Below are 12,810 nucleotides of genomic sequence, written 5' to 3'. Positions count from 1 at the left end.
GGCTCTCAGAAGTACCAGGGGTAGGGCTTCCAGTCGGGTTCGCGCTTTTCGAGGAAGGAGTCGCGGCCCTCGACCGCCTCGTCGGTCATGTACGCCATGCGGGTTGCCTCGCCGGCGAACAGTTGCTGACCGACGAGGCCGTCGTCCTGCAGGTTGAACGCGTACTTGAGCATGCGCTGCGCCTGCGGGGACTTGCCGTTGATCTTGGTGGCCCAGTCGATTGCGACGTCCTCGAGTTCGGCGTGGTCGACGACCTTGTTGACGGCGCCCATCTGATGCATTTCCTCGGCGGTGTACGTCTCGCCGAGGAAGAAGATCTCGCGGGCGAACTTCTGGCCGACCATCTTGGCGAGGTAGGCGCTGCCGTATCCGCCGTCGAAGCTGCCGACGTCGGCGTCGGTCTGCTTGAACCGGGCGTGTTCGCGGCTGGCGAGCGTCAGGTCGCACACGACGTGCAGGCTGTGACCGCCGCCCGCGGCCCAGCCGTTGACGAGGCAGATGACGACCTTCGGCATGAACCGGATCAGCCGCTGGACCTCGAGGATGTGGAGTCGTCCCGCGCGCGCCTTGTCGACGGTGTCCGCGGTTTCGCCTTCCGCGTATTGGTATCCGCTGCGCCCGCGGATGCGCTGGTCGCCGCCGGAGCAGAACGCCCAGCCCTCGTCCTTGGGGCTCGGGCCGTTGCCGGTGAGCAGCACGGCACCCACGTCGGACGTCATCCGGGCGTGGTCGAGCGCCCGGTACAACTCGTCGACGGTGTGCGGGCGAAAGGCGTTGCGTACTTCGGGACGGTCGAACGCCACCCGGACGATTCCCTGGGTGACATGCCGGTGGTAGGTGATGTCGGTCAGGTTCTCGAAACCGGGAACCGGTCGCCAGTGCTGCGGGTTGAAAGTCACGGCTCCGAGGTTATCGGGTGCCGTTGGCGGGTGTCCGCGCGCGCAGCAGTTTGCCCGGGTTTACCGTGCAGGTATGAGCGAACAGGCTGCGGACGTCACCCGTCTCGACCGCGACGGCGACGACGAGTACGAGCACCATGGCGGGTTCCCCAAGTACGAGCCGGTGACGCCCGGCCCGGACTGGGCCCGGTTCGTCGACGGAATGCGCACGTTGCAGGACCTCGCGGTGTCCGTGAACGCCCCGGACGACGTGCTCGCCGCGGCCGCGGACCAGGTGGAGAAGCTGGCCGAACTGCTCGGGCCGCACGTCGCGCCCGAGGGGCGGTCGCCGGCGGGCCGCACGATCGAACTGCCCGGCAGGGGGAGTCTCCTTCTGCCGCCGTGGAACATCGAGAAGTTCGGGCCGGACGGGGTGCGGAGCACCGGCATGTTCCGCCGCTACCACCTCGGGGGGAACGGCGCCGCGCACGGCGGCACGCTGCCGCTGCTGTTCGACGACCTGATGGGCATGATCGTCCACGCGTACGGCCGGCCCATCAGCCGCACGGCGTACCTGCACGTCGACTACCGCGCGATCACACCGCTGAACACCACGCTCGCCATCGAAGGGAAAGTGGACCGCGTCGACGGGCGCAAGACGTACATCACCGCCCGGCTGACGCACGGTGAGACGCTGCTCGCGGAATGCGAGGCACTCATGCTGGTGCTCCTGCCCGGGCAGCCCTGACCCGTGACGTCCCTGCCCTCCGTCGGGGAGGTTTTGGCCGACGCGGTCGTGGTGAGTCTGCCCATGCGCGTGCGGTTCCGCGGCATCACGACGCGAGAAGCATTGCTGCTGCGCGGGCCCGCGGGATGGGGCGAATTCGCACCGTTTCCCGAATACGCGGACGACGAGGCGGCGCACTGGCTGCAGTCGGCGATCGAGGACGCCTGGCTCGGGCCGCCGCCCGCCGTGCGAACGCGGGTGCCGATCAACGCGACGGTCCCCGCCGTCGACGCAGACCGGGTGCCCGACGTGCTCGCGAGGTACCCCGGCGCACGGACCGCGAAAGTGAAAGTGGCCGAACACGGTCAGACCCTCGACGACGACGTCGCGCGGGTGCGGGCGGTGCGGGCACTCGTCCCGAACGTGCGCGTCGACGCCAACGGCGGCTGGTCGGTCGACGAGGCCGAGGCGGCGCTGCGGGCACTGACCGCCGACGGTCCGCTCGAATACGCCGAGCAGCCGTGCGCGAGTGTGCCGGAGCTGGTGGAGGTCCGCAGGCGGATACCCGACGTGCGGGTGGCCGCCGACGAGAGCATCCGGCGGGCCGAGGATCCGCTGAAGGTCGTGCGGGCAGGCGGCGCGGACGTGGCCGTGGTGAAGGTCGCCCCGCTCGGCGGGATGCGGCGAGTGCTGTCGCTCGCCGACGAGTTGGCCTCGCACGGTGTGCCGGTGGTCGTGTCGAGCGCCCTGGACACCGCCGTCGGCATCGCTGCCGGTGTCGCTGCCGCCGCGGCTCTCCCGGAATTGGAGTTCGCGTGCGGCCTCGGTACCGGGGGACTGTTCGAGGCGGACGTGGCCCGCTCCCGCGAACCGGTCGACGGCGAACTCGACGTCGAGGCGGTGGCACCCGACGTCAACCGTGTCGCGGCTCTCGCCGCGTCGGAGGAGCGTTCGCGCTGGTGGATCGAGCGGGCACGCCGATGCCATGGCCTGCTCGAACAACGCGGCGTCCGGTTTTTCGTATAGTGTCTGGCCGGACCTGATCGCTCAGTCAATACGGAGGCATTGAAAGTGGTTGCAGCTCTGAACGAAACCCTGCTCGACGAGTCGCGCGTTCCTGCGGTCGTCGCAGACGTCCAGGCTCTCATCGACGCGGAGGTTTCGGACAAGTCGGGGGCCTCGGGACTGGCACTCAAGGGTGGATACGCCACCGTCAAGAAGGTGGGACCGTCGATCGTGCCGGACGCCATCGAGGGTCTGCTGCCGGCGTTCGTCACCAAGCTCGAGCCGTACTGGCAGGCATTCACCGCCAGCGGTGAGGCCGGATTCTCCGAGTACCTGGTCGCGCGTAGCGACGAGGTCGCGGACTCGCTGCTCGGCGTGACCGACGAGCGCATCGAGGGCAGCAACCGCGGCGCTGTCAAGAAGGTGTACTCGTCGCTGCGCCCGTCGGCGAAGAAGAATGTGATCGAGGCACTTCCGCGTCTGGGCGCCCTCGTCCAGAAGCACGCCAACTGAGAACCCAGGTGAGTGGCAAAGCGTGCCCCGGCACTCTTTGCCACTCACCTGTGGTCAGTTGGCCGCGTGACCGAAACGCCAGTACCCGGTGAACGAGATGTTCGACTTCGGGATCCGGCGCTCGTTCACGAGGTGGCGCCGCAGCGCCGTCGTCAGCTCGCTCTCGCCTGCGACGAACGTGTAGGAGGGCCCGGCGGGCAATTCCGCCTGCTTCACCGTGTTCAGTGCGAGCACCCCCGGGCGGGCGTCGGCGTCCTCGCGGACGAGCCAGTGCACGTTCACGCCGTCACCCACCGAAACGTCCTGAGCGTCTTCGGCATCGGGGATCTCGACGAACACCTCGGCCCGCAGGTCCTGCGGCGCCGAGCGCAGGATCCCGACGATCGCGGGAAGCGCGCTCTCATCCCCGACGAGCAGTTGCCACTCGGCGTCCGGAGTCGGGTTGTAGATCAGGCCCTCGTCGAGGATCGCCACCTCGTCACCGGCCGATGCCGCGTTCGCCCACGCCGACGCGGGACCGAGGTCGCCGTGCGAGGCGAAGTCGATGTCGATCTCGGTGGTGTCGCCGAACGTTCCCGACCCTGCGACGCGGAGTTCGCGGACCGTGTAGTTGCGCACCACCGGCCGGGTGTCCTTGGACATCAGCTTGTACTGGGCGTACCAGAGGTTGCTCGCACTGGTCGGAAGCCGCAGCGTGCTCTGTCCCTGCTGGGGGATGAACATCCGGAACCACTGGTCGAAGCCCATGGGGCTGACGGAGTCGAGTTCCTCACCCGCGATGGTGACGCGGACGAAGTTCGGGCTGATCTGCTTGCCTGCGACCACTCGTGCGGACGCGATCCGGCGACTCTGAGGTTTGACGAACTTGCTGCGCTGGGCCATGTCGGTGGTAGCTCCCCCGGTTGCGGTCTGGTTATCAGGTAAGCCTAACCAATTGAGTGGTTATTCGGGGCGGTGCGGGCGGTCCAGCATCACGACCTTCGGCGGCAGACCCCACTCGTTACGGCCGAGGCGGCTGAGCGGAGCGAGTTCGGCGAAGTCCGGCAGCCCGTCGGCGGCGAGCGCCTCGGGACGCACCGCGATCGTGACGACGTCGCCCATCACCACGAACGAGTCACCGACCGGGGTCACCCCGTGCAGGGTGCATTCGATGGCGACCGGCGAGCCCGCGACCCGGACCGGCCGGACCCGCTCGCTGGGCTCGGTCTCGATGCCGAGCGCGGCGAACTCGTCGACGTCGCTGTCGTAGGTGGCGGAGCTGGCGTTGACGGCCGCCACCAGGGGCTCCGTCGCCAGGTTGATCACGAACTCACCCGTCGCCTCGATGTTCCGGAGGCTGTCCTTGCGGGTGACGGACGTGAACTGCACCACCGGCGGCTGCGTGCTGGACACCGAGAAGAAGCTGTACGGGGCCAGGTTGGCCACCCCGTCCGCGGAGACCGTGGACACCCACGCGATCGGTCGCGGCACCACCGAGGCGGTCAGCACCTGGTAGATGCGGCGTGGAGGAAGCTCGGCGGGATCGAAGACAGTGCGCATGCCCACATGGTGTCAGCGCCCGGGATGTGGCCGTGAACTCACCCGGCCAGGTCGCCGGACGAGGGTGCCGGAGGATCTGACACTCTTGATGGCGTGAACCCGTCCACTGCTCAAGCCACCGCGGTCGTCGACGAACTGGTCCGCGGGGGAGTACGCGAGGTCGTGCTCTGCCCGGGTTCGCGGAATGCGCCGCTGGCATTCGCCCTGCAGGCCGCCGACCTCGAGGGCCGACTGCGGCTGCACATGCGCATCGACGAGCGCACCGCGGGATTCCTCGCTCTCGGCCTGGCCGTGGCAGGCAAGCGTCCCGTCCCGATCGTCATGACGTCCGGCACCGCGGTCGCCAATCTCGGTCCCGCCGTCCTCGAGGCCAACTACGCCCGGGTGCCTCTCGTGGTGCTCAGCGCCAACCGCCCGTACGAGATGCTCGGCACCGGCGCCAACCAGACCATCGAGCAACTCGGCCTGTTCGGCAGCCAGGTGCGCGCGACCATCAGCCTCGGCCTGGCCGAGGACGACGCCGCGCAGAACAGTCAGTGGCGGTCGGCGGTCTGCCGGGTCCTCGCCGCCGCGCGCGGCACGAGGTCGGGCAACGCCGGACCCGTGCACTTCGACATCCCGCTCCGGGAACCGCTCGTCCCCGACGTGCACGCGCAGGGCCCGGTCCCGCAGGGACGTCCGGGTGGGGCGGCGTGGACCACCACCCAGCACGCGACGCTCGACGTGGCGATGGACCTCGACATCACCGCTGACACCATCGTGATCTCCGGGCACGGATCGGCGCTGCGACCGGAACTCGCCGGACTTCCGACGGTCGCAGAGCCGACCGCACCCCTGCACGGCATCCCGGTGCATCCGATGGCACTGCCCCAGCTCAAGCCGCGGCAGGCCGTCATCACCGGACGCCCCACCCTGCACCGGTCCGTGTCGAAGGTCCTCGCCGATCCGGCGGTGGCCGTCTATGCGCTCACCACCGGCCCCCGCTGGCCCGACGTGTCCGGGAACGTGCTGGCCACGGGAACCCGCGCGGTGGTGACCGGTGAACCCGACCGGGCCTGGATCAACCGCTGCCGCACGCTGTCCGAGCACACCGACAAGGCGGTGCGCGCGCAACTCGCCGCCCACCCGAAGGCGACGGGCCTCCATGTGGCGGCCGCCGTCATGGACGCCCTGACCGATGGCGACCAGTTGCTGCTCGGCGCGTCCAACCCCGTCCGGGACGCTGCACTGGTCAGCTATCCGGCGCCGAAGGTCCGGGTGCTGTCCAACCGGGGCGTTGCCGGCATCGACGGCACCGTGTCCGCTGCCGTCGGTGCGGCCCTCGCCTACGAGGAGGGGCGCACGGTGGCCCTTCTCGGCGACCTCACGTTCCTGCACGACGCGTCCGGGCTGCTCATCGGCTCGGGCGAACCGCGGCCCCGGGACCTGACGATCGTCGTCGCCAATGACGACGGCGGCGGCATCTTCGAATTGCTCGAACAGGGCGATCCGCAGTACGCCGGGGTGTTCGAGCGAGTCTTCGGCACACCGCACGGGATGGATCTCGCCGCCCTCTGCGCCGCCTACCGGGTGGAGCATCACCTGGTGGGTCTGGGTGAGCTGTCGACGCGGCTGAGCACACCCGACGCACCCGGCGACCGCGGAATCCGGGTGCTCGAGGTGACCACCGAACGTTCCGGGCTGCGCGAACTGCACGCCGCGGTGCGGGCACAACTGTGAATGCGCGGGTGACGCGGCGGGTCCGGCGCGGGGTGCTGGTGGCGGCGATCGGCATTTCCATCCTGGCCGTGCTCCTCGTCCTCGCGGCCTGGCGCAACGACCACACCATCCAATCCGACCGCGGCGTGGCCACGGCGGAGGTGCTGTCGGCGGGGTCGTTGCGGTCGGCCATCAGCTTCGTCACCCCGGACGGGGTGACGCACAACCCCGAACTCGGGGTGCTGTACCCGACCAACCTCACGGTCGGTCAGCGAATCGACGTCGAGTACGCGCGCAGCGACCCCGACCTGGTGCGCGTGTCCGGACGCGACGCCAGCGTGGCCGTGATCCCCGCCGGTTCGCTGATCGTCGTGACGTGGCTGATCGCGGGACCGGTGCTCTGGTACCTCCGGCGGCGCGAGATCCCGGCGGAATCCACGCAGGCGACGTCATCCTGAATTTCCCGGAACTTCGCGCGACGGTCACGTCGATCTCGCTGCTGTGACCACGGGCACTGCCACGCTGAGCGCGTGAGAGTAGCCATCGTCGCGGAATCGTTTCTTCCCAACATGAACGGTGTGACCAACTCGGTGCTGCGGGTTCTCGACCATCTGCAGCGCACCGGACACCAGGCGATGGTCGTCGCCCCGGACACGGTCGGATCGCAGGCACCGGCGCCGACCGAACACGACGGTGTGCCCGTCCACCGGGTGCCCGCGGTGATGGTGCCGAAGGTCAGTTCGCTCCCGGTGGGTCTGCCGCAGCCCGGGCTCACCGCCGCGCTGCGGTCGTTCGACCCCGATGTCGTGCACCTGGCGTCGCCGTTCCTCCTCGGGGCGGGCGGTCTCGGTGCGGCACACCGGCTCGACGTCCCCACGGTCGCCGTGTACCAGACCGACGTGGCGGGGTTCGCCGAAAGTTACGGCCTCGGCATCACCAGCCGGGCGGCGTGGGCGTGGACCCGTCGCATCCACCGGGGCTGCACACGCACCCTCGCGCCGTCCACGTCGGCGGTCGAGGCATTGGCCGAGCAGCGGATTCCGAGGGTTCACCGCTGGGCACGCGGTGTGGAGACCACTCGATTCGCGCCGTCCCGCCGCAGCACCGGACTGCGGGACTCCTGGCTGGGCGGCTCCGACAGGCTGGTCGTCGGGTTCGTGGGCAGGCTCGCACCCGAGAAGCACGTCGAGCGGCTCGCCGCGCTGGCGGGCGATCAGCGGGTGCGGCTGGTGATCGTCGGCGACGGTCCCGAGCGGAGCCGCCTGCAGAGGTTGATGCCTGCCGCGGTCTTCACCGGCCAGCTCGGCGGTGCGGAGCTCGCCGAGGCCTACGCGAGCCTGGACGTCTTCGTCCACCCCGGCGAGCACGAGACGTTCTGCCAGGCGGTGCAGGAGGCACTGTCCAGCGGGGTGCCGGTGATCGGACCGGATGCCGGTGGACCCCGCGATCTCGTCGCGCACTGCCGCAACGGCTATCTGCTCCCGGTCGACCGGTTCGGCGAACTGCTGCCGAGCGCCGTCGACGCGCTGCGGGACCGTCGCATGCGGGCTCGTTTCGGGGAGGCCGCCCGGCAGTCGGTGCTGCACCGCACGTGGCCCGCGATCTGCGACGAATTGCTGGGCCACTACGCAGCGGTCGCGGGCGGTCAGGGCTTTCGCGAAACCCGAGCCGCCTGACCGGCGGCTCGGCGTCGGCGGGGAATTCGAGGGGCCGGCTCGTCGTTGGCCGGGGTATGGCGAAGTACAAGACTGTCAATCCCGCGACCGGTGACACCGTCCGGGAATTCGAGACCTTGGACGATGCGGGAGTGGAGTCGGCGCTCGCACGCGCCCACAGCGGATACCTGAGCTGGCGGACGATACCCGCTGAGGAACGAGCCAGGATTCTGGGCCGGACCGCGGACCTCTACGCCGAGCGCGAGGACGAACTGGCGCGGATGATCGCGCTCGAGATGGGCAAGCCCGTCCGGGAGGCCAAAGGCGAGGTCAAGCTCTCCTCGGCGATCTACCGCTACTACGCCGACAACGGTCCCGCACTGCTGGAGGCGGAACGGCTCGACGTGCCCGGCGCCGACGAATCCGTCGTCTACCGCAGGCCGATCGGTGCGCTCGTCGGCGTGATGCCGTGGAACTACCCGTACTACCAGGTCGCCCGCTTCGCGGCCCCGAACCTCGTGCTCGGCAACACCGTGCTGCTCAAGCACGCCCCGAACTGTCCGCAGTCGGCGCTGCTGATGGAGGAGATCTTCCGGCAGGCCGGCCTCCCCGAGGACGCGTACGTCAACGTGTTCGCCACCAACGAGCAGATCGCCGACATGATCGCGGATCCGCGTGTCCAGGGCGTCTCCCTCACCGGCAGTGAACGGGCCGGGATCAGCGTCGCCGAGACGGCGGGCCGCAACCTCAAGAAGGTCGTCCTCGAACTCGGCGGTTCCGACGTGTTCGTCGTCCTCGACACCGAGGACATGGACGCCACCGTCAAGACGGCGACCCGGGCCCGCCTGTCCAACGCCGGCCAGGCCTGCAACTCGCCGAAGCGGTTCATCGTGACGGAACCGAACTACGACGAGTTCGTCGCGAAACTCGCCGAGTCGTTCAAGGCCACACCGACGGGCGATCCGCTCGACGCCAAGACCGTCCTCGGGCCGCTGTCGTCGCAGACCGCGGCGGATTCCCTGATCGAGCAGATCGAGGACGCCGTCGCCAAGGGCGCGACGCTCCTCGCGGGCGGGAAGAAGATCGACGGTCCCGGCTCGTACGTCGAACCGACGCTGCTCGTCGACGTGACCCCCGAGATGCGCGCATACAGCGAGGAACTGTTCGGACCGGTCGGCGTCGTCTACAAGGTCGCCACCGCCGCCGAGGCCGTCGAACTCGCCAACTCCTCCGCCTACGGTCTCAGCGGGTCGGTGTGGAGCAGCGACCTCGACGGGGCCCGCGAGGTGGCCGACCGGCTCGACGTCGGGATGGCGTACGTCAACGAGCACGGCACGACGCTCCCCGGTTTGCCGTTCGGCGGCGTCAAACGCTCCGGCGTCGGCCGCGAACTCGGTCCGTGGGGGATGGACGAGTTCGTCAACAAGAAGCTGGTGCGTGTCTCCAAGAAGTGACCGCCCCGCCACCGTGCCCGGCGCCGACACCGGTGCCGGGCACGGTTGGTAGCGTTTCGGGCGTGGCAACTACACACGGTTCGCGGGCGTCGCTCGAAAAGGATCCGCACGAGGTCGCGTCGATGTTCGACGGCGTCGCGAAGCGCTACGACCTCACCAACACGATCCTGTCGTTCGGCCAGGACCGCAGCTGGCGCAAGGCGACGCGCTCCGCTCTGGCCCTGAAGCCGGGGGAGCGGGTCCTCGACCTCGCCGCCGGGACCGGGGTGTCGACCGTCGAACTCGGACGGTCGGGCGCCTGGTGCGTGGCCACCGATTTCTCCAAGGGGATGCTGCAGGCAGGCAGCGGCCGCCACGTGCCGATGGTCGCGGGCGACGCGATGCACCTGCCCTACGCCGACGCCGTGTTCGACGCCGCCACCATCTCCTTCGGGCTGCGCAACGTCTCCGATTTCGACGCCGGCCTCCGCGAGATCGCCCGGGTCACCAAACCGGGTGGGCGTCTCGTCGTGAGCGAGTTCTCGACGCCGGTGTTCGGGCCGTTCCGGACGGTCTACATGGAGTACCTGATGAAGGCGCTGCCGCGGGTCGCGCGCGCCGTCAGCAGCAACCCCGACGCCTACGTGTACCTCGCCGAGTCCATCCGCGCCTGGCCCACCCAGCAGGAACTCGCGCTGCGCATCGAAGCGGCCGGGTGGCGGAACGTGCAGTGGCGCAACCTCACCGGCGGTGTCGTCGCGCTGCACCGCGCCACGCGCTGACCGTCAGCCGAACAGCGGTCGCGAGTCGACCTTCTGCGACACCAGGCCGGAGGCCCGCCACGCGCGGGCGGTGAGGTCGCTGTCCTCCTCGGTGACGAGGTTGCCCATCACGCGCACCGCAACGGTCATCAGCGCGCGGGACCGCATCGCCACCGGACCGGACGCGGGCAGGACCCGCGGCACGGTCAGCAGACCGGCGAGGCGCCGCGCCACGGAGAACGCACGGCCGTACCGCTCCCGCAGGATCGACGGCCACAGCCGCGTCAGGTCGTCGGCGTCGAGGACCTCCGCGACCAGGCGCCCGCCTTCGAGTCCGTAGTCGATGCCCTCGCCGTTCAGCGGGTTCACGCACGCCGCCGCGTCGCCGATGATCGCCCAGTTCCGGCCCGCGATGTGCGACACCGCTCCGCCCATCGGCAGCAACGCCGACGCGACGGCCCGCAGTTCCCCGTCCCAGTTCCATTCTTCGCGGCGCTGCGCCGCATACAGGTCCAGCAGGGGGCGCAGCGCGCCGGGTGCCGGACGTTTGGCGGTGGCCAGGGTGCCGACACCGATGTTCACCTCGCCGGTGCCCAGGGGGAACACCCAGCCGTAACCCGACTGCAGCGTCCCGGCGGCGTCCCGCAGTTCGAGGTGGGACGTGATCCACGGGTCGGCGCTGCGGTCGGTGGCGATGTAGGCGCGGGCGGCCACACCGTACGCCGTGTCCCGGTGCCATTCGCGACCCAGCTGCTTGCCGAGGGTGGAGCGGACACCGTCGGCGACGATCAGCGTCCGGCAGCGGACGGTGTGGGTCCCGTCGGCGGTTTTCAGGGTCACCGCCGTCACCCGGTCACCGCCGTGTTCGACGCCGATCGCCTTGGCGCCCTCCACCATGACGGCGCCGGCGTCGACGGCGGTCGCGCGGATGCGGTCGTCCAGCTCGGTGCGGGCCACGGCGCTGCCGACGGCCGGGAACGACCTGCCGGGCCACTCGAGTTCGAGCTCCTGCCCGAACCCGCTGAGCCTCAGCCCGCGATTGGTGCCCTTCGACCGCACCCAGTCGCCGAGACCGAGATGGTCGAGCTCGGCGACGGCGCGGGGAGTGAGTCCGTCGCCACACGTCTTGTCGCGGGGAAACACCGCCGCGTCGGCGAGGACCACGTCACGCCCTGCGCGCGCCGCCCAGGCGGCGGCCGAGGACCCGGCCGGACCAGCACCGATGACGAGGACGTCGGTGGCGGTGGGAAGCGGGGATCCCGCGGGCGACTGTTCTGCTGCGACCACGCCTACATCCTGTCAGGCTTCGCTACACGACCGCGGCGAGGCCGACGGGCGGCGGAACCGCTAGGTTCACTACCGTGGTAGCCGAGCCGCCACCGACGGCGCGGAGCCGCGCCGTCACTGACGACAGGAATGGGTACTGAGAACGTGAGCACCGAGGGCGCAGCACACACCGCTGCCGACGCTGTAGTGGGCACTACGGTCGCCGGGATCGATCTCGGCGACCCGCAGCTCGCCGCCACGGTCCGTGAAGGACTGAAGCAAGTCGAGGAACTGCTGGTCAGTGAGCTCTCCGACGGGGAGGATTTCCTGACGGAGGCGGCGTTGCATCTCGCGAAGGCGGGAGGCAAGCGTTTCCGCCCCCTCTTCACGGTGCTCACCGCCCAGCTCGGACCGAAGGCCTCCGACCCGTCGGTGGTCACGGCGGCCACCGTCGTCGAACTGGTCCACCTTGCCACGCTGTACCACGACGACGTGATGGACGAGGCCTCGATGCGCCGCGGCGCGCCCAGCGCGAACTCGCGGTGGGGCAACAGCGTTGCCATCCTCGCCGGCGACTACCTGTTCGCCCACGCGTCGCGTCTCGTGTCGACCCTCGGCCCCGAGGCGGTGCGCATCATCGCCGAGACGTTCGCCGAACTCGTGACCGGCCAGATGCGCGAGACGATCGGGCTCCGCGGCGAGCAGGATCCGGTCGAGCACTACCTCAAGGTGGTGTGGGAGAAGACCGGTTCGCTGATCGCCGCGTGCGGGCGCTTCGGCGGCACGTTCTCCGGTGCGGACGCCGATCACGTGAAGCGGCTCGAACGGCTCGGTGACGCCGTGGGCACCGCCTTCCAGATCTCCGACGACATCATCGACATCTCCTCGGTCTCCGCGCAGTCCGGCAAGACCCCCGGAACCGATCTGCGGGAGGGCGTGCACACGCTGCCCGTCCTGTACGCGCTGCGCGACGAGGGTCCCGAGGCCGACCGCCTGCGCGTGCTCCTCGACGGCCCCGTCACCAACGACGACGACGTCGCCGAGGCCCTCGCGCTCCTCGAACGCTCACCCGGCATGGCCGCCGCGAAGGCGAAGCTCGAGGAGTTCGCGGTCCAGGCCCGCGCTCAGCTCGCCGAACTGCCGCAGGGCCCCGCCAACGACGCCCTCGTGAAGCTCGTCGATTACACGATCGAGCGCGTCGGCTGAGCCGTATCGTCAGTACCCGGACTCGTCTTCACCCGATCTCGTTCGCCGGACGGGAACCGTCCCGCCACCGTGTTTCGTTGAATGATCACGATCTCGAAATTCGGACGACCGTGATCGGGGTGACAACGA

13 protein-coding genes are annotated in these 12,810 nt (G+C 69.8%); 9 read left to right on the top strand and 4 right to left on the bottom strand.

Annotation, left to right across the window (positions count from 1 at the left end):
- Positions 1 to 5: 5 nt before the first annotated feature.
- The gene (locus tag ACFU5V_RS17470; protein ID WP_072939980.1) at positions 6 to 899 is read right to left on the bottom strand and encodes a 1,4-dihydroxy-2-naphthoyl-CoA synthase; all 894 of its coding nucleotides are present in this window, start codon (positions 897 to 899) and stop codon (positions 6 to 8) included.
- Between the two features lie 73 nt (positions 900 to 972).
- On the opposite strand from ACFU5V_RS17470, the gene ACFU5V_RS17465 reads away from it, so the two are divergent.
- Genes ACFU5V_RS17465 through ACFU5V_RS17455 form a run of 3 tightly spaced genes read left to right on the top strand, consistent with a single transcriptional unit; the run spans position 973 to position 3,123 of the window.
- Positions 973 to 1,626: a PaaI family thioesterase gene (locus ACFU5V_RS17465; RefSeq protein ID WP_378435812.1), complete on the top strand. Its 654-nt coding sequence runs from the start codon at positions 973 to 975 to the stop codon at positions 1,624 to 1,626.
- A gap of 3 nt (positions 1,627 to 1,629) precedes the next feature.
- Positions 1,630 to 2,631: an o-succinylbenzoate synthase gene (locus ACFU5V_RS17460; RefSeq protein WP_378700874.1), complete on the top strand. Its 1,002-nt coding sequence runs from the start codon at positions 1,630 to 1,632 to the stop codon at positions 2,629 to 2,631.
- A 45-nt stretch (positions 2,632 to 2,676) separates the two neighbouring features.
- Positions 2,677 to 3,123: a DUF6918 family protein gene (locus tag ACFU5V_RS17455; protein WP_378435816.1), complete on the top strand. Its 447-nt coding sequence runs from the start codon at positions 2,677 to 2,679 to the stop codon at positions 3,121 to 3,123.
- Between the two features lie 54 nt (positions 3,124 to 3,177).
- Here ACFU5V_RS17455 and ACFU5V_RS17450 read toward each other — a convergent pair whose 3' ends face one another.
- Both ACFU5V_RS17450 and ACFU5V_RS17445 read right to left on the bottom strand, forming a co-directional pair.
- On the bottom strand, positions 3,178 to 4,005 hold the full coding sequence (locus ACFU5V_RS17450; RefSeq protein ID WP_378435818.1) for a siderophore-interacting protein: 828 nt from the start codon (positions 4,003 to 4,005) through the stop codon (positions 3,178 to 3,180).
- 60 nt (positions 4,006 to 4,065) lie between these two features.
- Positions 4,066 to 4,662: a flavin reductase family protein gene (locus ACFU5V_RS17445; RefSeq protein WP_378700872.1), complete on the bottom strand. Its 597-nt coding sequence runs from the start codon at positions 4,660 to 4,662 to the stop codon at positions 4,066 to 4,068.
- A gap of 93 nt (positions 4,663 to 4,755) precedes the next feature.
- On the opposite strand from ACFU5V_RS17445, the gene menD reads away from it, so the two are divergent.
- The 5 genes from menD to ACFU5V_RS17420 all read left to right on the top strand — a co-directional run bounded on the left by menD (position 4,756) and on the right by ACFU5V_RS17420 (position 10,230).
- A complete protein-coding gene (gene menD / locus ACFU5V_RS17440) occupies positions 4,756 to 6,381 on the top strand; it encodes a 2-succinyl-5-enolpyruvyl-6-hydroxy-3-cyclohexene-1-carboxylic-acid synthase (protein WP_378700870.1) in 1,626 nt (541 codons plus the stop codon).
- On the top strand, positions 6,378 to 6,818 hold the full coding sequence (locus ACFU5V_RS17435; protein WP_378700868.1) for a DUF3592 domain-containing protein: 441 nt from the start codon (positions 6,378 to 6,380) through the stop codon (positions 6,816 to 6,818). Before menD ends, ACFU5V_RS17435 begins: the two co-directional genes overlap by 4 nt.
- 72 nt (positions 6,819 to 6,890) lie before the next feature.
- Positions 6,891 to 8,036, top strand: a complete 1,146-nt coding sequence (locus tag ACFU5V_RS17430) for a glycosyltransferase family 4 protein (protein ID WP_378435826.1) — start codon at positions 6,891 to 6,893, stop codon at positions 8,034 to 8,036.
- 56 nt (positions 8,037 to 8,092) lie between these two features.
- On the top strand, positions 8,093 to 9,469 hold the full coding sequence (locus tag ACFU5V_RS17425) for an NAD-dependent succinate-semialdehyde dehydrogenase (RefSeq protein WP_378700866.1): 1,377 nt from the start codon (positions 8,093 to 8,095) through the stop codon (positions 9,467 to 9,469).
- 62 nt (positions 9,470 to 9,531) lie between these two features.
- On the top strand, positions 9,532 to 10,230 hold the full coding sequence (locus ACFU5V_RS17420) for a demethylmenaquinone methyltransferase (RefSeq protein WP_012688877.1): 699 nt from the start codon (positions 9,532 to 9,534) through the stop codon (positions 10,228 to 10,230).
- 3 nt (positions 10,231 to 10,233) lie between these two features.
- On the opposite strand, the gene ACFU5V_RS17415 is transcribed toward ACFU5V_RS17420, so the two are convergent.
- On the bottom strand, positions 10,234 to 11,496 hold the full coding sequence (locus ACFU5V_RS17415; RefSeq protein ID WP_378441926.1) for a geranylgeranyl reductase family protein: 1,263 nt from the start codon (positions 11,494 to 11,496) through the stop codon (positions 10,234 to 10,236).
- A gap of 129 nt (positions 11,497 to 11,625) precedes the next feature.
- Between ACFU5V_RS17415 and ACFU5V_RS17410 the strand changes: the two genes are divergently transcribed.
- Positions 11,626 to 12,681, top strand: a complete 1,056-nt coding sequence (locus ACFU5V_RS17410; RefSeq protein ID WP_378441928.1) for a polyprenyl synthetase family protein — start codon at positions 11,626 to 11,628, stop codon at positions 12,679 to 12,681.
- Positions 12,682 to 12,810: the final 129 nt, after the last annotated feature.

The sequence above is a fragment of the Rhodococcus sp. NPDC057529 genome (assembly GCF_042802055.1).
GTDB lineage: Bacteria > Actinomycetota > Actinomycetes > Mycobacteriales > Mycobacteriaceae > Rhodococcus_F.
Note: the sequence above shows the minus strand (reverse complement) of the source record. Positions and strands in the feature narration are given on the sequence as shown.

Bases quoted from the DNA above. Each gene is read 5' to 3' on its own strand.
- ACFU5V_RS17465 (WP_378435812.1), top strand. From the start codon at position 973: ATGAGCGAACAGGCTGCGGACGTCACCCGTCTCGACCGCGACGGCGAC.
- ACFU5V_RS17425 (WP_378700866.1), top strand. From the start codon at position 8,093: ATGGCGAAGTACAAGACTGTCAATCCCGCGACCGGTGACACCGTCCGG.
- ACFU5V_RS17445 (WP_378700872.1), bottom strand. From the start codon at position 4,662: ATGCGCACTGTCTTCGATCCCGCCGAGCTTCCTCCACGCCGCATCTAC.
- ACFU5V_RS17450 (WP_378435818.1), bottom strand. From the start codon at position 4,005: ATGGCCCAGCGCAGCAAGTTCGTCAAACCTCAGAGTCGCCGGATCGCG.
- ACFU5V_RS17410 (WP_378441928.1), top strand. From the start codon at position 11,626: ATGGGTACTGAGAACGTGAGCACCGAGGGCGCAGCACACACCGCTGCC.